Genomic DNA, 17,400 nt, shown 5'->3' on the forward strand with positions numbered 1-17,400 from the left:
GCGGCCTACCGCGGCTGGGGCGGCAGCGGTGCGGCGCCGGGCAGCGGCGTCGGAGTCGAGCGCCCGGAGTTCGGCGGCGGAACCGGCGCTTGGCCGTCGATCAGGATGTCGCCCTTCGCCGAGCCGGTGATCGGTGCGAAGCCCTCCCGGTCGGTGCCCTTGCCGATCATGCAGTCCAGCTTGCGGCTGCCTGCCAGCCAGCTGCGCGCATCCAGGTAGTCGAAGAACAGCGTCAAGGTCTTGTTGCGCACCGCATCCGGCGACCCGAGATAGTCGGAGGCGGACGTTGCGCATTCGTCCTCGACGAACTTGTCCTGCTCGTCCTTGGCGGGCGGTCCGCCGGGGAACCGTGCGCCGAGGTCGACGGTGGACACGATTTCGACGGCGTGCGGCTGCGAGCAATCCACCGGATCGGTGGGCAGGTTCTGGTTGATGCCGAGACATATCCCTGGCTCGAATACCTTCGACTGGTCGTGTTCGACGACGCTGCCGGTGGACGGCAGCGGTGTGCCGGCGCTGCTGGAGAACTGCAGCCCGCAGCGCAGCGTCCGGTCGCCGTGCTTCCAGCCGTCGGGGCTGGGGTACATCAGGCCGACCACGTAGCGTCCGCGCGGATCGAAACGTCCGCTCAGGTACTGCTGCACCGCGGGGACGCAGTGCTCTTCCTTGAGCTCGGTGAGCCGCAGCGAGTCCGGGAACCGGGAGCCCGTGCCGAACTCCTTGCCGGGGTATTTGCTCATGTCGACGTCGGCGGCCACCTCGAACAGATGCTTGTTCGAGCAGTTCACCTTCACCAGGTCGCCTCGGTCCGGCTTGGTCCAGCTGAGGCAGTCGCCCGCCGCTGCGGTGCCGAACTCCTTGTCGATCACGGTGCCGCCGGGCGTGCCGGGAGTGTGTGCCTCCAGTCCCTTTTTGTTGTCGAAGCCGGTCACGAACAGGGTGACCATGGCCGCGATCACGGCGCCCGCCGCGACGGCGAGCAGTCCCCAGCGCAGGGTCGGCGCCGACAGATGCAGGTTGCCGCTCGACAGCGCCGCGCGGGCGGAATCGAGCGACCGAGGAAACGAGCCGGCGCGCGACGATCCGCCGTCCGAGGGAGGCTCGGGCGCCTGCTGGGGCTGGGGCACATTTTCGGAGGACATCGCGGTCCATCATGGCAGCGTCTGATCTCCGGTGCCACGACCTGGTCCGCGGCGTCGGCAGCCTCAGCCGCGGAACGCCGACAGGAAAACGCCCGGCAGCCGCGCCGGGTTGCCGCTCGCATAGAACTCGGTGAGCTTGCGTCCGGTCTCGGCCGCGGTGGCATTGGTCGCGAACCACGGCGGCTTCGGTGACAGCACCAGCTCGCCGTGCGCCAGCGACCGCGGCGACGGCCGGAACGGCCCGGTCAGTACCGTGCGCTCCACATCGTCGAGCAGGAAAGCGTTGTGCACCACGCCGATTCCGCTCTGCACGTCGTCGAGGGTGTGACCGGGGAAGGCGCCCCACGCGGCCCGTGGCACCAGGAAGGCCAACCCGGTCCAGGCGTTGACGGCGATGGCGCCGTAGCGCAGTCGCTCGATCGCGCGGTCGAAGACGATGCCGAGCTGCTTGATAGTGCTCGGATCCGCGATCACATTGGCGCCGAGCGTGCCGGTGAGTTCGGTGTTCGCGAAATCGACCGCGCGCTGCAGGAATTCGCCGCCTTCGTGCGGCAGTTCGACCACGCCGAGCACCGGGGAGAAGTACTCGGTGCGCAGCAGCGGGGTCTCGGTCTGCGGCAGATTCTCGACAAGGACACGACCCTTGCCCGGCCCGAGCCGCGCCGCCTCCGGGTACGCGGACACCGCGTCGGCGACCCGATCATTGCTGCCGGGGTAGTACGCCGGGCGCTGCGGCGCCCGGTCCATCGCATCGCGCAGTTCGGCGAGGAACCTGTCCTTCTGCGGCCAGCTTGCACTGAGCACCACCGCCTGGGCGGCGATGCAGTTGTAGCCGCCGTTGTGCAGCCGTTGGGTCGCGACGTGCTCGGCCTGGAAACGCAGGTCGGCGTCGGTCCATTCGCCCGGCACGATGATCGTGGGCGAGACGCCGCCGAGTTCGCTGGTGATCGGCTTGTCCAGCAGCGGCCGGTGCGCTGCCTTGCGTTCTAGTGCCTCCGGCCCGAGTCCCCAGACGATCGCGTCATGGGTATTGGCGCTGCCGGTCATGTGCACATGCGCGACATCGGGATGGCGCACCAGATATCCGCCCGCGTCGGCGCCGCCGGTCAGGATCCGCAGCACCCCCAGCTCGATGAGCGGCGCGAAGACCATCTCGAGCACCGTGTACAGCGGGTCGGTGATCGGGTTCAGCTTGAGCGCCACCACCCGGTTGTTGGCGTAGAGCTCGTACAGCGCGTCCAGCGCTGGAATCGAGGTGATGTTGCCGGCGCCCAGGATCGCGCCGATGCCCGCGGTCGCGGTCGGGTCGAGCTGGGCAAGCCCGGCCCGCCTGCGCGCGGTATCGGCGTCGATGCCGGGTCGCAGCCACACTTCGCCGCGAAAACCGTTGAGCAGCATCCAGTCGTAGAATCCCATCGGCAGAATCGGCACGGCGACCCGCGAGCCGGGAGCCGCGCCCAACGCGACCCCGTCGAGCGGGCTGTGGCCGGCCTCCAGCGCCGCCAGCGTCGCCGACAGCGCGGCGGTGGCCTGCAGCAGGGCCAGCGGTCCGGACATCCATTCCTCGCCGACCAGCGGCGAGTCCTCGTCGAGGCCCTTCCAGGTGCGCGCCGCCCGCACCCAGTCGGCAGCCAAGCGTCCGGTTCGGGCGTGGATACCGTCGAGGAGTTCGCGGCGGCGGTGCAGCGGGGTCTGAGCCCACGTCTTCTCGCCCGCGGTTAGATCGGAGAGTGCGTCATCGATGACTGATTCGTCGAAAGTTGTGCCCACAGGCCAACTATGCGCGCGCTGGTTGTCCGATGGTCCGCATCGTGGGATATCGGCGTGAAACGGCAATATCACGACCACTAGGCTGGCTACCCATGATCGACCTCCGATTCCTGCGGGACAACCCCGACGCGGTCCGTGCCTCGCAGCGTGCCCGCGGCGAAGACCCCGCCCTCGTCGACGCCCTGCTCGAGGCGGACGCGGCGCGCCGGGCGGCGGTGGCGACCGCCGACAACCTGCGTGCCGAGCACAAGGCGATGGGCAAGTTGGTCGGTAAGGCGAGCCCGGAGGAACGTTCCGCGCTGCTCGCGCAGGCGCAGGAGATGTCGGTGAAGGTCAAAGAGGCCGAGGTGGCGCAGCACGCCGCCGACGCCGACCTGGATGCCGCGCAGCGCGCCCTGTCGAACGTCGTGCAGGAGGGCGCGCCGGCGGGCGGCGAGGACGACTACATCGTCCTGGAAAACATCGGCACGCCAAGGGAATTCGACTTCGAGCCGAAGGACCACCTGGAACTCGGCGAATCGCTCGGCCTGATCGACATGGAGCGCGGCGCGAAGGTCTCGGGCGCGCGCTTCTACTTCCTCACCGGATACGGCGCGCTGCTGCAGCTCGGTCTGCTGCAGCTGGCCGCGCAACGGGCGGTGGCCAACGGTTTCACCATGATGATTCCGCCGGTGCTCGTGCGCCCGGAGATCATGGCGGGCACCGGATTCCTCGGCCAGCATGCGGCCGAGGTCTACCACCTCGCCGACGACGACCTCTATCTGGTCGGCACATCGGAGGTGCCGCTTGCGGGCTACCACTCGGGCGAGATCATCGATCTGAGCGAGGGCCCGAAGCGCTACGCGGGCTGGTCGTCGTGCTTCCGTCGGGAGGCGGGCAGCTACGGCAAGGACACCCGGGGCATCATCCGGGTGCATCAGTTCGACAAGGTCGAGATGTTCGTCTACACCACGCCCGACCAGGCCGACGCCGAGCACCGCCGGCTGCTCGCATGGGAGCAGGAGATGCTCGCCGCTGTCGAAATGCCTTATCGGATCATCGATGTCGCGGCGGGCGATCTCGGCAGTTCGGCGGCGCGCAAGTTCGATTGCGAGGCTTGGGTACCGACCCAGCAGACCTACCGTGAGCTCACCTCGACCTCGAACTGCACCACCTTCCAGGCGCGCAGGCTGTCGGTGCGATACCGCGACGAGAACGGAAAGCCGCAGATCGCAGCCACCTTGAACGGCACGCTCGCGACTACACGCTGGATCGTGGCGATCCTCGAGAACCACCAGCAGGCCGACGGTTCGGTGCGCATTCCCTCGGCACTTGTTCCGTTCGTCGGCACCGATGTGTTGCGCCCGAAATAGACAGGCGTACATTGCCGGCAGGTAAATAGCTATCGGATCGCCGTGCCGGATTCACGGGATGTGGCAACTACTGACAATCGTTGCCTCTAGGCTATTGCCCGTGCGAGGAATCGGGGCGTGCGGCGATACCCGAACCCGGGTGCGGGCGGCATCGGCGCTGGCGACAGCTATGGTCATGGCCCGGACCACCGGGGCGTTCTACGTCATGGGTGGTGTGCTGGGCCTGGTTATTACTGCCATCGCACCGGGGGATGAGGGTAATCGACTGCTGGTTGGCGCGGCTGCGGCAATTGCGCTGGTGCTCGGACTCACGCTGATCGCGTGGGGACCGCGCCTGCCGCATTCCATCCATCACGGGTACGTCTCGATCGCGACGGTGCTGGTGACCGTCGCGGTGCATTCGTTCCCGAACACCGTCGGCGCGATCAGCCTCGCCTCGTTCTATGTGTTCGTGGCGTGCGACGCGGCACTGTTCTTCGCATGGTCGCAGGCGCTCGCGCACATCGCGTTCGCCATGGCGATGTGCCTGTGGGTGCTGCCCGCGCGACCTGTGCATCCCGCGCTGCCCTGGTGGTCCGGGTTGATCCCGGCAGGCGTCACCTTCGGGGTCGGCGTTGTCGTCGGCATCCTCACCAGGATGGCGTCGGAAGCCGATATCGACGTGCTCACCGGCCTGCTCAACCGGCGCGGCTTCGACCGCGCGTTGAACACCGCGATCGAGCATGCCACCCGCAGTGGGCAGGGGCTGGCGCTGGTGCTTGTCGACCTCGACCGCTTCCAGAAGATCAACGATCACCTCGGCCATCGCGCCGGCGACGCGGTGCTGCAACGGGTCGCCGACACCTGGTCGAAGCTACTCGCGCCTGATCAGCAGCTGGCCCGTTACGGCGGTGACGCTTTCGCGCTGCTGCTGCCGAATACCACTGAGCAGGCGGCGATTCTGCTGACCGAACAGTTGCGGGCGGCGGTGACCACCGGGTGTTCCGCGGGCGTCACGTCGTGGCAGCCGGGAGAGTCCGGTTCGCTGCTGGTCAGTCGCGCCGATGTCGGTCTCTATCGGGCCAAGCAGGCCGGCCGCAACCGGACGGTGCTGGAGTCCTCGCGGCAGCTGCCGCTGGCCGTCGAGTTGCGCGAGGCGATCGACCGCGGTGCGCTGGACGTGCACTACCAGCCGATCGTCAGCCTGACCGAGGGCGGCGGCAAGGCGGTCGGCGTGGAGGCGCTGCTGCGCTGGTCGTCGAGTGCGCAGCCGGATGTCACCACCGAGGGGCTGATCCGGGTTGCCGAGGAATACGACCTCATCTCCGATCTGGACGAGCTGGTATTGCGTCGAGCCTGTGCCGACGCGGCCCAGTTGCAGGAGACCTTCGCCCAGCTGGATCTGACGCTGAACGTCAATGTGAGCGGCCTGGAGTTGGCCGAGGCGGGTTACGCGGACCGGGTGGCGAACATCCTCGCCAACACCGGCTGGCCTGCCCACCAACTCGTGCTCGAGGTGACCGAGAGCGAGCTGGCCGCCGAATCCCAAACGGCCATCTCGAATTTGCACATCTTGCGCGAGCGGGGCGTGCGCATCGCCATCGATGACTTCGGCACCGGCTACTCCTCGCTGAGTAGGCTGGCCACACTGCCCAGCGATATCCTCAAGGTGGACCAGTCGTTCGTCGCCGCGATCCGCTCGGACTCTCCGGCGCCGCCGCTGCTCGGCGTGATCGCGGCCCTGAGTAGTGCGCTCGACCTGCAGGTGATCGCCGAAGGCGTGGAAACCGAATACCAGGCGGCGGTCCTCACCGAACTCGGCTTCGCGCTCGCGCAGGGCTACCACTATAGCGATTCGCATCCGGTCGCCGACCTGATCAGCGACCTCAACGAACACCAGGGCCGCGTCGGCCCCGGCCTGTCGGACCGGGAACTCGGCGGCGACGATCTGCACACCGCCAGCTGGCTGCCGCTCGGATAATTGCCGCGCCTGGAGCGGGCGATGGCGTTTGCCTTGCGCTGCTCGATTGCGCCCGGCGGGTCGGTGGAATGCCGGAGTCGTTCCGTCGGGTTGAGTCGACTGGCAGAGCTGGGCGTTCGGTAGAGCCAAGCCTCTTGGCGGCTGGAACACTCGCCGCTATAAAACCGCTTGACGGGGGCCGGTGGGGCGCTCGAGCCGAGCAACATGCGGTTGCTCTTCTACGGCTGTTGAGTCGATAAGTCGCTACGCGCCCGATTGACGGGTCGCGCCGACAACCTTCGTTCGCTCACGGTGCGCGCGGTGCAGTTCAAGGGCACCGGCGACCTGATCCCGCTCTATGCGCTATACGCGCCTGCCTGGCGCCACGCGGTCGATCTCGTACGGGCGAACGGAGAGCGCCGCTCGACGTTTCCGCAGCCAGGTGCCCCTCGGCAATCGGGCGACCGTGATCATCACCACCTCCGGCATCGACCTCTAAGCGGCGGGCCGATACCGCGTGTGTCATGGCGTGACCAGAGTGAACCTGTACGCGGTAAATTGCAGCTGGATTCGAGAGGTGTCCGGCGGTCCGGTGATCGGGCGCAGCGCAGGTCTAGCGGTACGGTGCGGGGATGACCGGACGGACGCGGGTTGGGCTGGTCTTCGGGTTCTGTATCGGGGCCGGGGTGGCGGCGCAGGGTCGGATCAACGGTGCGCTGGGGGCCCGATTGCATGACGGAATTGCCGCCGCCTGCATCAGTTTCGGTCTCGGACTGCTGGTGCTGGTCGTCGCGTTCGCACTCAGCCGCCGACTGCGCGACGGGCTCGCGCAGGTTCGTGCGGCGCTTGTCTCCCGGGAACTGCGGCCGTGGCAGCTGCTCGGCGGACTGTGCGGCGCGTTCTTCGTCGCCTGCCAGGGCCTCACGGTGGCCGCGATCGGCGTCACCGCCTTCACCGTGGCGGCGGTCGCGGGTCAACTGGTGAGCAGCCTGGTGGTGGATCGCCTCGGCCTGGCCCTGAACGGTCGCACCCCCGTCACCCCGCTGCGTCTCGGCGGCGCCGCACTCGCGATGGTCGCGGTATTCCTGGCCGCCGCCGGCCGCTCCGCCACACCGGCCGGTTCCGCCGCGGTACCCGATTGGCTGCGCGACGGTCCGACCGCGTTGCTGATCATCCTGCCCGCCTCGGCGGGCATCGGCCTGGCCTGGCAGCAGGCGGTCAACGGTCGAGTCGGCACCGTCGGCGGCCCCTTCTCCGCCACCCTCGTGAACTTCGGCATCGGCACTGCCGCCCTACTCGCCATCGAAGCGCTCATCCTGACCCGCATCGGCTGGCCCACCCAATTCCCCAGCGAGCCATGGCTTTACCTGGGCGGCCTCATCGGCGTCGCCTTCATCGCGCTCGCCGCCCTGACTGTCCGCTGGATCGGCGTCCTGCTGCTCGGCCTCACCTCGGTAGCAGGCCAACTCTTTGCCTCGCTTGCGCTGGACGTGGCCGTTCCTACGGGTGCCGGGCTCTCCGTCACCGCGGCCGTCGGCTGCGCACTCACCTTCGCGGCTGTAGTAATCGCGGCGCGCTCTCGAACCTGACGCGCCCGCTTGTGTCCGAACAGCCGATAGTCGTCGCGACCGATTCAGCTCAGCTTACGAGAGCGCAGTTCGTGACCCTTGGAGGTCTTGCAGCGACCCGATTCCAGATCCCACTGCCAGCCGTGCAAATTGCAGGTGAGGGTATTGCCCTCGACCACACCGAATTTCGACAGATCGGCCTTGAGGTGCGGGCAGCGACGCTGGACTTCCCAGCCGTCGAGTTCGGTCGAGGCGGAATCGTCGTGTGCCTCGGCGAACCAGCCGTCGGCATAGGCGATGCGTTCGTCGGTGAGGCATTTGAAGAAGGTGTAGAGGAATTCGTTGTAACCGCCGATACGCCACGCCTGGAAGCGGGTGGACAGGAAGATGGTGTTCACCCAGTCCGGCTCGTTGTCGCGCAGCACGGTGCGCACCAGCTCCGGCGCGATGCGGAAACCGTAGCGGTACTTGCCTCCTCCGTCGATAACCTCGCGCACCACGCGCTTGGGGAAGTCGAGCACCACGGTCTCATCGCCGATGACCAGACCGACGGGGTAGCCGATGCCGTCACAGATCAGGTCGCTGCGCGCCATGATCGGCTCGAAAAGCGCCTTCAACGGCTCCAACAGCGGCCCGTCACCACCGGAAGGCCAAGCCCACGATTCCTTTTCTTTGTCCAACACCGTGGCGAGGCGTTGTGCCATCTGCTCGATGTATTCGGCCTTGTTGTCGTAGATCTCGGCCGGATCGCTCGGGTGGGTGAGGGTGAGTTCGGCGCCATGCACGTCGGCGACCGAGCCCGGAATCATCAGGATTCCGCCCTCATTGCCGTGGATGCGCATCTGCTCCAGGAACACCATCTGGTCCGGGAAGATATTGCCCTCCTCGCCGCGATCGTCGTTGAGGTAGCGCAGTTCGTCGTCGAGGAACACCGGCGGACCCGCCGACGGCACCACCCAGGTGGCGCCGACCTGTTCGATGTAGCTGCGGCAGCGGTCCATCCCGCGCTGGCGCTTCTGCTTGCCGAAGTTCGACTTGGTGCGGCTGGGAATGTCGTAGACCATCGGGTACCAGATGGCGCCCGAGTACTGCAGCAGGTGAATGTCGATGTGGCCGAAGGCGTCGTGCAGCACGTCCATATCGACCGGGCGGGCGTCGTTCATGTTGAAACAGGTGGTCGCACCGTCGGAGACGACCAGCCCGGAATCGCCGATCGGTCCGTCGGCGGGCGTGCGCAACGCGATGATCATGATGTCCATGTCGCCGCCCGGGCCGGTCACCGTGTGCTTGACCGAGTCCTCGGTCTCGAAGAACTTGGTGAAGCCCAGCTTCTCCAGCTCGCGCTTCAGATCCGGCACCGGATAATCCGGCAACAGCACGGTCGCGTCCTTGTTGACGTGCTCGGCCAGGTTCGCCGCGTCGAAGTGGTCGCGGTGCAGGTGCGAGACGTACAGGAAGTCGCAGTTGCCCAGCTCGTCCCAGCCCAGTCGGGTGTTGTCGGGGAACGGAAACCACGAACCGAAGTACGCGGGATTGACCCAGGGATCGCAAAGGATCGACCCGGCCGCGGTACGGATGTGGAATCCGGCGTGTCCGACGCTGGTGATCTGCACGAGCTGCCTCCTAGCCGTTACCAGCTGTCCAGGGTAGTGGTTATGGCGAAACGTCACCGATGCAGTAGCCCTCAGGGCTCTCGATCAGGGTAAAGGTCCGGGTCTGGGTGCCGCCGACGGAGCTGGTGACCGGGACCTGGACCGCGATATAGTTCGCGCCGAGTCGCTCCGAGCGGATCTCCTGGTCGGCGAACTCGGTGACGCCGGTCAGCTTGTGCGGATTGTTCGCCAGCGGTGCGGGGAGCGGCTGACCGCTGCCGGTTGGGTCCCACGTCGGCAGGTTCGCGTTGCAGACCAGCGGGTAGGTGCTCTCCTTGTCGGCCGGGTCGAGCGGGCTGCCGACGGATCGGACGAGGTAGCGGCGCACGGCATGGCGAGCGTCGGCCTCGTTCAGGCCGGAGTCGGCGCCTGCCGGAGCGACCCGGGGGCAGGCGTAGCCGGTGTCGATGGCGGCGCGGTCGACGGTGACGGTGGTGGTCCGGCTCTTCCAGCTGACGGCGTCTCGAGTCGCCGTGCCCGGCTGGGCGAGCGCGGCTAGGACGGCCTGCTTGTTCTCGGACATGTCGGAGACGTTGCCGGGGGCCATGGTCCAGCACCTGGCCTGCAGCTGGGCGATGGTGTCGGACTGCAGGTCCACCGCGAAGCGCTGCACGGCGGGCGCGGCGGCGGGCAGGCCGGGGACCGCGCCGACCGGTGGGGCGTCTGACGGAAGTGGCGGAGGCGTCGAGGTGCTCGGCGCGGTCGGGACCGCGGAGGGTGGGGTCGTCGCCTGCGCGCTGGGCTGCTCGGTCTCGTAGTCGGTACCGGCGATGCCTGCCACGGAGTCGCAGCCCGCGAGCAGGAAGACACTGGTGGCGGCCAGCCCGCCCGCCACGCTCATGCGGACCCGCCGTGGGTTCGCACGCTGCGCTTTCCGGTCGCATTCGCGCGAAACTTTCCGGTCGCGTGCACGCGGCATCGGTCGGGCGCGTTCCACTTCGAGGGTCCTCTTTCGTAGGCATGCGGGCGGGGCCGGTAATGCGGTCCCAGCTCCGGTTCGGTGCTCGCGTGCACGGCGCGCAGGGCGGCGGCTGCAGGATGGGACAGTCAGCGACTACGCTAGCGGAACTGTGGAACCCGTCTACCGGACGATCATCGGCCTGGCCCGTACCGTCTTCTTCGTCGAAGGTCTCAAATTCACCGTCAAAGGTGAGGAGAACATCCCTGCGCGGGGTGGCGCCGTGATCGCGGTCAACCACACCGGCTACATGGACTTCACCTACGCCGGGCTGCCGGTGCGCACCCCCAAGCGTTACGTCCGCTTCATGGCGAAGAAAGAAGTGTTCGACAACAACATCTCCGGACCGATCATGCGAGCGCTCAAGCACATTCCCGTGGATCGATCCGCTGGCGCCGACTCCTACAAGGCCGCGGTAGAGTACCTCCGCAAGGGCGAACTCGTCGGTATGTACCCCGAGGCGACCATCAGCCGCAGCTTCGAGATCAAGGACTTCAAGTCCGGTGCCGCGCGCATGGCGATCGAGTCGGGCGTGCCGCTCATCCCTATCGTCATATGGGGCGCTCAGCGGGTGTGGACCAAGGGCTTCCCGAAACGCCTCGGCCGCACCAACACTCCGATCTTCATCGCCGTAGGCGCCCCGATCCAGCCCTACGAGCCCGCGTCGGAACTCACCGCCCAGCTCCGCTCCACCATGCAGGAAATGCTGCTCGAACTGCAGCGCGACTACCCGCACGAGCAGGGCGCCTACTGGGTTCCCGCCCGCCTCGGCGGCAGCGCGCCTACCCTCGAAGAAGCCGATGCCATGGATGCCGCCGAAGCCGAAGAGAAGGCGGCGCACCGGGCGGCGAAGGATTCTTCGTAGGGGTTTGTATGTCGCGGGAACCGGTCTATGACATTCTCACCGGCTTGGTTCGCACCGTGTTCGCGGTGCAGGGCCTGCGGATCGATATCGCCGGGCAGGATCGGATTCCGCGATCCGGTGGTGCGGTGCTGGCCGTGAATCACACCGCCTACCTGGACTTCATGGAGATCGGACTGGTGGGCCGCGGGTCGGGCCGCAATGTCCGATACATGATGAAGGCCGAGCTCGAGCACGGCATCGTCGGCTTTCTCATGAAGCACTGCAAGGCAATCGGCGTGAACCGCACCGCGGGCGCCGAGTCCTACGCCCGCGCGGTCGAGGCGTTGCGCGAAGACGAACTGGTGGTGGTGTACCCGGAAGCGACGATCAGTCGCAGCTTCGAATTGAAGAATTTCAAGTCCGGTGCGGCCCGCATGTCGCTAGACGCGCAGGTGCCGATCATCCCGGTGGTGATCTGGGGCGCGCACCGCGTCTGGACCAAGGGTTTCCCGAGACAGCTTGGCCGCCACAACTTTCCGATCAATATCCGCATCGGAGCCCCGATCTCGCCTGTCGACCCTACGGACGAACTGACCGCCGAACTCCGCCGCCGAATGAGCGACCTCCTAACCGAAGCCCAACAGGGCTACCCGATGCCGGCCAGCGCCCCATGGGTCCCCGCCCGACTCGGCGGCACCGCCCCCACCCTCGCCGAGGCCGCCGTCCTGGAACAGGAAGAATTCGCCCGCCGCCGAGCCAAAGCCCTCGAACAAGAACAACAGGCGTCACGGCCTTCGAACACCAAGCGCCAGTAGCCCATACACCACAACCCGCGCGGTGAGTGGCACATGGCCGCGGCGAACGTCGAGTAGCGCTCTCGCTGATGTCCCGCTCGCCTGGTGGCGGCCGCGGCGTGCGGCTAGTGGCGGGGGGACTGGCAGGGGTGGCGGCGGAGCAATACCGATTTCCACTGCACGATCGCGATAACGAATCCGGCGCCGCCATGACGATTTACCTCGCGCCTGCGCGGAAGCTGCGCAGGCGCAGGCTGTTGCTGACCACGAAGACCGAGGAGAACGCCATCGCCGCGCCGGCGAGCATCGGGTTCAGCAGACCGGCCATCGCGAGCGGGATGGCCGCCACGTTGTAGGCGAAGGCCCAGAACAGGTTGCCCTTGATGGTGCCCAAGGTCTTGCGAGACAGGCGGATCGCGTCGGCGGCGGCGCGCAGGTCGCCACGCACCAGGGTCAGGTCGCTGGCCTCGATGGCGACGTCGGTGCCGGTGCCCATGGCCAGTCCGAGATCGGCCTGGGCCAGTGCAGCAGCGTCGTTGACGCCGTCGCCGACCATGGCGACCACCTTGCCTTCGGCCTGCAGTCGCTTGACCACATCCACCTTGCCCTGCGGCAACACCTCCGCGATCACCTCATCGATGCCGACCTCGTCGGCAATGGTGCGGGCCGCGACGGCGTTGTCGCCGGTCAGCATGATCGGGGTCAGGCCCAGGGTGCGCAGCTGCGAGATCGCTTCGGCGGAGGTGGCTTTCACCGCATCAGCGACAACGAGCACGCCGCGCGCCGTGCCGTCCCAGCCCACCGCGACCGCGGTCTTGCCTTCGGCTTCGGCCGCGTGCATCGCCTGCTCCAGGTCGGCGTCGAGGTGCTGGGACCAATCGGCGAGCAGCCGGGCGCGTCCGACGATCACCGCGTGGCCGTCCACCACGCCCTGCACGCCGAGGCCTTCGATATTCGCGAAGCCCTCGACCGGCCGCAGGTCGCCGACCTTGTCGCGGGCACCCTTGGCGATGGCCTGCGCGATCGGGTGTTCCGACGAATCCTCCAGTGCCCCGGCCAGTGCCAGGATCTCACCGGTGTCCTCGCCGTCGGCCGGGACGACATCCAGCAGGGTCATCTTGCCGGTGGTGACGGTGCCGGTCTTGTCCAGCACCACGGTGTCCACCCGCCGGGTCGATTCCAGCACCTCGGGACCTTTGATCAGGATGCCGAGCTGCGCACCGCGACCGGTGCCCACCATCAGTGCGGTCGGGGTGGCCAGTCCGAGGGCGCAGGGGCAGGCGATGATCAGCACCGCAACCGCGGCGGTAAAGGCCGCTGCGATGGACCCGCCGGTGCCGAGCCAGAATCCGAGCGTCGCGACCGACAGCGCGATCACGATCGGCACGAAGATCCCGGAGATCTTGTCGGCCAGCCGCTGGGCCTGCGCTTTACCGGTCTGGGCGTCCTCGACCAGCTGCGCCATCTGCGCCAGCTGTGTGTCGGACCCGATCCGGGTGGCGCGCACCACGATCCGCCCGCCGACATTGACCGTCGCGCCGACCACCGTGTCCTCGGGACCGACCTCGACCGGCACCGATTCCCCGGTCAGCATCGAGGCGTCGACCGCCGAGGAACCCTCGACCACCACGCCGTCGGTGGCGATCTTCTCACCGGGTCGCACCACGAACTGGTCGCCAACAGCCAACTGCTCGACCGGAATTCGCTGCTCGGTCCCGCTGTATCTATTGCCGTGCTCCCGGGGCCCTGCGTGGTTACGCACGCTGCCTCCTCCGGGCCCGTCGCTCTCACGGCGCAGCACCGAAACCTCCTTGGCGCCGAGTTCCAGCAGCGCCCGTAGCGCCGCACCGGCCCGCCGCTTGGAGCGAGCCTCGAAGAAGCGTCCGGCCAGGATGAAGGTGGTGACGCCGGCGGCGGCCTCGAGGTAGATGCTGCCGGTGCCGTCCATCCGCGAGATGGTGAACTCGAACGGGTGCTTCATGCCCGGCGTCCCGGCGGTTCCCCAGAACAGCGCGTACAGCGACCAACCCAGTGCCGCAAGGGTTCCCATCGACACCAGGGTGTCCATGGTGGCGGTACCGTGCCGCAGGTTGGTCCACGCCGCCCTGTGGAAGGGGAGCGCGCCCCACACCACCACCGGCGCGGCTAGCGTCAGCGACAGCCACTGCCAGTTGGTGAACTGCAACGCGGGCACCATCGCCATGGCGATCACCGGCACGGTCAGCACCAGCGAGACCAGCAGCCGCGTCCGTAGCAAGGCTGTCGGATCCGGCTCGCCCGCAGTGGTTTCCGTGGGTGTCTCAGTCTTCGGCGCAGGTAGCGCTGCGGTGTAACCGGCCTGTTCGACGGTCGCGATCAGCTCCTGCGGCGAGATGTCACCACCGAAGTCGACCCGCGCCTTCTCGGTCGCGTAGTTCACGGTCGCGGTGACGCCGTCGAGCTTGTTCAGCTTCTTCTCGATGCGATTGGCGCAGGACGCGCAGGTCATGCCGCCGATCACCAATTCGACCTGACCGGTGGCGGATGATTGTGTCGCGGTGGTCATCGTGAGTTCCTTTCTCTGCGGCATGGGTGGGGTTCGACTATCTCTGCGCGGGTTCGGCGGCATGGACGACCTGCTGCTCGCCGGTGGTTGGTTGCTCGGTTACTTCGCCCGGGCGTGGGCCGCCCTTGGCGGCGGGCTCTTCCTCGTGTGCCATCGCATCGTGCGCGGTCGGCTGGGTGGGTTCCGGGCCGAGCGTGGCGCCGACGGCCAGAGCGATCCCGAAGACCGCTGCGAGACCGAGGGCGAAGCCGGCGAACTTGCTTGATGCGTTCATCGGGATGCTCCGTTTTGTCGTAAGGGCTGCGGTCAGTCGGCGATCTTGTAACCGGCCTGGTCGACGGCCGCGGCGATCGCGCTCAACTCGACCGGGGCCGAGCTGCCGACGGTCACCGTGCCGCTGGCGAGATCGACGTCGGCAGTGGTGACGCGGTCGATCCGGCCGACCTCCGTGCTGACCGAGTTGACGCAGCAGCCACAGGTCATTCCGGCGACGGTGACAGTGGCGGTGGTGGCTGCGGTGCTCATCTGGTCTCTCCTCCTGGCGATGACGGCGGTGCGCCGATTCAGTTCTTACCATACCCCCCTAGGGTACATTGTCAAACAGTTTCGAGAAACGCAGGCGACATGCCGCCCGCGGTCACCAGTGAGGCGGGCAGTACATCGATCCAGAAGTTCCCGGTCGCCCGCGACATGATCCCCAGTCCGATACCGAGCACCAGCAGACCCGTCACGATCATCGGCTTGGCGCCGAAGCGTTGCATCACCCGTGGGGCGATCACCACCGCGGATTCGGATCACCGAGCAGCGCGGGCGTCTGGCCGGCGGCATGTCCGGAAACGGCGAAAGCCCGGGCCTGGCGATCGGTGATCGTCGGGACCGGGCTCTCGCCGCGATCCGGCGATCAGCGGCCAGGGGTTCAGTGTTTCGTCGCGCCTGCGATTCGGCACCCGTCTCGAGACGAGTCTTCGATGCCGTCAGACGGAATGTAGGCGGCGGGCTGTCGGGGAGGCGGTGACGTTCGCCGGGTCCGGGTGGGTGCCGAAGAGGCGGTCGGCGGTGCCGGAGGTGGTGACGGTGAACCAGTAGTGCTCGTTCTTGTAGTGATGGCGGCGGTGGTTGCGCCACACCGCGCGGTAGAGCGAGCGTTTCGGCTTGTAGTCGGTGTGGATCAGGTAGTGGGTCCAATGAGCACCTTGCTCACATTGTTCGATGGACCGACCCGAGCGCGGCAAGGACTCCACAATGCCCATGCGGCGGCACCGAAGGTCTGCAGGACACCAACGCCAGGGGCAAACGAGGCTACGGCCGCCCCAATCGGATGCCAGGTCCTCGCTTTGATCAATCGCAGCGTGAATGCGGAACGGACATCGGCCGTTATTCTTGGCTTATGAGCATCATGGACACCGACGTGAGCCTCGCGGAGTTCGAGGTGCTGGAGCGTGCGTCATCCGAGGAAGTCAGCGTCGAACTGATCAACGGAAGGATCTACGTGGTACCGGCTCCTGATGGCGACCACGACGAGTACGCGGCATCAATCGGAGACCAGATCCGGTCCCAGTGCCCGGATCTTCGGCTGATGCATGAGCGTGGCCTCGAGATTCCGGCATACCGCGCGGGCAGAGCTCGTGTCGACGGCGCCGTCGCGCCCCGCGGCTACTTTCGCGGCCAACCGTCCTGGTCTGATCCATCCGGCGTGTTGATGGTTGTCGAAATAACCTCCGGGCGGGAATCCGATGCACACGTCGACCGGATCGAGAAGCGCGACGCCTACGCCCAGGCCGGCCTTCCGTCGTACCTGCTTGTCGACCGCCACCGATCCGAGGTGACCGTTTTCTGGGCACCGGCCGAAGGTCGCTATCTGCACACTGCTTCGGCGAAGTTCGGCGTCTGCCTGCGTCTGCCTGAGCCGTTCGATTTCGATTTGGACACCAGCGAATTCCTCTGAGCGCCACCACGTGTAGGTGTCGATGCGTCAGCTGGGGTCGGAGCCGCGGATGGCGGAGAGCCAGGTGGTGGCGGCGGCGGCTATGCAGGTGGCGGCGATGAAGGCGGGGAAGCCGCCGTCGGCGACATAGACCCACATCAGGGCGATGAAGGGGGCGGCGACGGTGGATTGGGCGTCGAGCAGGAGGCGGCGAGTTGGGCGGGTTGAGTTGGTGGCGATGGCGGGGGCGTCGGGGTCGGGGCGGGAGGGGTTGTCGATGAGGCGGCCGGGGGGCTCGGAATCGCGGATGCGACCGGAGGGGTATAGGTGGAGGCCGTCGGCGTGCACGGCGCGATCTGTCATCTCGCCTTCGGCTTCGGTGAGGGTGAGCAGGGCCGGGTCGAAATAGACGGGGAGCCAACGGGGGCGGCCGGTACCGCTGATTTCCAGCCAGGTTCGGCTGAGCAGGCGGTGCTCCTGGCGCACGCGCTTGATCCCGACAGTTCTTGCGCTGCCGGTCAATCCGTTCGACAGTCGGCCCAGCGCCATGCTCAATCGGTAGGCCGTGTACCCGATGATCCCCAGCGCCACCGTTGCCAGCGCGGCGATTTGGTCCGGATCGGCGAACGGCGCCCAGGCGAGGCATATCGCGAGGGCGCCGATCGTCACGGTGACCGGATACGCCAGCGGGTGGCCCGGTCCAAAACTCACTTCAGGAAGCCGACTTTGGTGTAGTCGGGCGAGGCGAGGCCGAAGGCGCCGTAGTTGGCGAGGTTGTCGCGGACCGCGTAGGTGCCCGACGCCTGCTGGAGCGGGATCGAATAGCCCTCGGCGAAGATCATCTGGTCGCACTGGTTGGCCAGGGTGATCGCCTTGTCGGGATCGAGTGAAGCCTCATGGATGGTCCTTCCT

General features: G+C 67.3%; 16 protein-coding genes and 1 pseudogene. 6 read left to right on the top strand and 11 right to left on the bottom strand.

What is annotated here, in order from left to right; genetic code table 11:
- Window positions 1-5 precede the first annotated feature (5 nt).
- Together ACV7NQ_RS16970 and ACV7NQ_RS16975 are read right to left on the bottom strand one after the other, a co-directional pair.
- A complete protein-coding gene (locus ACV7NQ_RS16970) occupies window positions 6-1,142 on the bottom strand; it encodes a septum formation family protein (protein WP_463360559.1) in 1,137 nt (378 codons plus the stop codon).
- A 63-nt stretch (window positions 1,143-1,205) separates the two neighbouring features.
- Window positions 1,206-2,912, bottom strand: coding sequence for an aldehyde dehydrogenase family protein (locus tag ACV7NQ_RS16975; protein WP_463360560.1), 1,707 nt, complete (start codon window positions 2,910-2,912; stop codon window positions 1,206-1,208).
- A gap of 92 nt (window positions 2,913-3,004) precedes the next feature.
- On the opposite strand from ACV7NQ_RS16975, the gene serS reads away from it, so the two are divergent.
- From serS to ACV7NQ_RS16990, 3 genes are all read left to right on the top strand, one after another.
- On the top strand, window positions 3,005-4,264 hold the full coding sequence (serS, locus tag ACV7NQ_RS16980) for a serine--tRNA ligase (RefSeq protein WP_463360561.1): 1,260 nt from the start codon (window positions 3,005-3,007) through the stop codon (window positions 4,262-4,264).
- A gap of 100 nt (window positions 4,265-4,364) precedes the next feature.
- A complete protein-coding gene (locus ACV7NQ_RS16985) occupies window positions 4,365-6,224 on the top strand; it encodes a putative bifunctional diguanylate cyclase/phosphodiesterase (protein ID WP_463360562.1) in 1,860 nt (619 codons plus the stop codon).
- 611 nt (window positions 6,225-6,835) lie between these two features.
- The gene (locus ACV7NQ_RS16990; RefSeq protein ID WP_463360563.1) at window positions 6,836-7,792 is read left to right on the top strand and encodes a DMT family transporter; all 957 of its coding nucleotides are present in this window, start codon (window positions 6,836-6,838) and stop codon (window positions 7,790-7,792) included.
- Between the two features lie 44 nt (window positions 7,793-7,836).
- Here ACV7NQ_RS16990 and ACV7NQ_RS16995 read toward each other — a convergent pair whose 3' ends face one another.
- Complete coding sequence (locus ACV7NQ_RS16995; RefSeq protein WP_463360564.1) at window positions 7,837-9,384, bottom strand: Rieske 2Fe-2S domain-containing protein; 1,548 nt, start codon at window positions 9,382-9,384, stop codon at window positions 7,837-7,839.
- 40 nt (window positions 9,385-9,424) lie between these two features.
- A complete protein-coding gene (locus ACV7NQ_RS17000) occupies window positions 9,425-10,264 on the bottom strand; it encodes a hypothetical protein (RefSeq protein WP_463360565.1) in 840 nt (279 codons plus the stop codon).
- Window positions 10,265-10,493: 229 nt separating this feature from the next.
- Between ACV7NQ_RS17000 and ACV7NQ_RS17005 the strand changes: the two genes are divergently transcribed.
- A complete protein-coding gene (locus ACV7NQ_RS17005; RefSeq protein ID WP_463360566.1) occupies window positions 10,494-11,246 on the top strand; it encodes a lysophospholipid acyltransferase family protein in 753 nt (250 codons plus the stop codon).
- An 8-nt stretch (window positions 11,247-11,254) separates the two neighbouring features.
- Complete coding sequence (locus ACV7NQ_RS17010) at window positions 11,255-12,040, top strand: lysophospholipid acyltransferase family protein (RefSeq protein WP_463360567.1); 786 nt, start codon at window positions 11,255-11,257, stop codon at window positions 12,038-12,040.
- Window positions 12,041-12,236: 196 nt separating this feature from the next.
- Here the strand turns inward: ACV7NQ_RS17010 and ACV7NQ_RS17015 are convergent, their stop codons facing one another.
- The 5 genes and pseudogenes from ACV7NQ_RS17015 to ACV7NQ_RS17035 form a co-directional block, all read right to left on the bottom strand.
- Window positions 12,237-14,564 (bottom strand): heavy metal translocating P-type ATPase, encoded by a 2,328-nt coding sequence (locus ACV7NQ_RS17015; protein WP_463360568.1) that lies wholly within the window; start codon window positions 14,562-14,564, stop codon window positions 12,237-12,239.
- A gap of 37 nt (window positions 14,565-14,601) precedes the next feature.
- Window positions 14,602-14,838, bottom strand: a complete 237-nt coding sequence (locus tag ACV7NQ_RS17020) for a DUF2613 family protein (RefSeq protein WP_463360569.1) — start codon at window positions 14,836-14,838, stop codon at window positions 14,602-14,604.
- A 32-nt stretch (window positions 14,839-14,870) separates the two neighbouring features.
- The gene (locus ACV7NQ_RS17025; RefSeq protein WP_463360570.1) at window positions 14,871-15,089 is read right to left on the bottom strand and encodes a heavy-metal-associated domain-containing protein; all 219 of its coding nucleotides are present in this window, start codon (window positions 15,087-15,089) and stop codon (window positions 14,871-14,873) included.
- 71 nt (window positions 15,090-15,160) lie between these two features.
- On the bottom strand, window positions 15,161-15,346 hold the full coding sequence (locus ACV7NQ_RS17030) for a hypothetical protein (protein WP_463360571.1): 186 nt from the start codon (window positions 15,344-15,346) through the stop codon (window positions 15,161-15,163).
- A 192-nt stretch (window positions 15,347-15,538) separates the two neighbouring features.
- Window positions 15,539-15,748: pseudogene (locus ACV7NQ_RS17035) on the bottom strand (sterol desaturase family protein); the annotation flags it as partial.
- Window positions 15,749-15,951: 203 nt separating this feature from the next.
- On the opposite strand from ACV7NQ_RS17035, the gene ACV7NQ_RS17040 reads away from it, so the two are divergent.
- On the top strand, window positions 15,952-16,509 hold the full coding sequence (locus ACV7NQ_RS17040; RefSeq protein WP_463360572.1) for a Uma2 family endonuclease: 558 nt from the start codon (window positions 15,952-15,954) through the stop codon (window positions 16,507-16,509).
- A 27-nt stretch (window positions 16,510-16,536) separates the two neighbouring features.
- Here ACV7NQ_RS17040 and ACV7NQ_RS17045 read toward each other — a convergent pair whose 3' ends face one another.
- A complete protein-coding gene (locus ACV7NQ_RS17045) occupies window positions 16,537-17,199 on the bottom strand; it encodes a hypothetical protein (RefSeq protein ID WP_463360573.1) in 663 nt (220 codons plus the stop codon).
- On the bottom strand, window positions 17,196-17,330 hold the full coding sequence (locus ACV7NQ_RS17050) for a hypothetical protein (RefSeq protein ID WP_463360574.1): 135 nt from the start codon (window positions 17,328-17,330) through the stop codon (window positions 17,196-17,198). Before ACV7NQ_RS17050 ends, ACV7NQ_RS17045 begins: the two co-directional genes overlap by 4 nt.
- Window positions 17,331-17,400 lie beyond the last annotated feature (70 nt).

Source organism: Nocardia sp. Tas62D01 (genome assembly GCF_055232035.1).

Coding starts and splice junctions, on each gene's coding strand:
- ACV7NQ_RS17000 (WP_463360565.1), bottom strand. CDS start 10,264: ATGAGCGTGGCGGGCGGGCTGGCCGCCACCAGTGTCTTCCTGCTCGCG.
- ACV7NQ_RS16990 (WP_463360563.1), top strand. CDS start 6,836: ATGACCGGACGGACGCGGGTTGGGCTGGTCTTCGGGTTCTGTATCGGG.
- ACV7NQ_RS17015 (WP_463360568.1), bottom strand. CDS start 14,564: ATGACCACCGCGACACAATCATCCGCCACCGGTCAGGTCGAATTGGTG.
- ACV7NQ_RS17010 (WP_463360567.1), top strand. CDS start 11,255: ATGTCGCGGGAACCGGTCTATGACATTCTCACCGGCTTGGTTCGCACC.
- serS (WP_463360561.1), top strand. CDS start 3,005: ATGATCGACCTCCGATTCCTGCGGGACAACCCCGACGCGGTCCGTGCC.
- ACV7NQ_RS17050 (WP_463360574.1), bottom strand. CDS start 17,330: ATGATCTTCGCCGAGGGCTATTCGATCCCGCTCCAGCAGGCGTCGGGC.
- ACV7NQ_RS17040 (WP_463360572.1), top strand. CDS start 15,952: ATGAGCATCATGGACACCGACGTGAGCCTCGCGGAGTTCGAGGTGCTG.
- ACV7NQ_RS16970 (WP_463360559.1), bottom strand. CDS start 1,142: ATGTCCTCCGAAAATGTGCCCCAGCCCCAGCAGGCGCCCGAGCCTCCC.
- ACV7NQ_RS17025 (WP_463360570.1), bottom strand. CDS start 15,089: ATGAGCACCGCAGCCACCACCGCCACTGTCACCGTCGCCGGAATGACC.
- ACV7NQ_RS17020 (WP_463360569.1), bottom strand. CDS start 14,838: ATGAACGCATCAAGCAAGTTCGCCGGCTTCGCCCTCGGTCTCGCAGCG.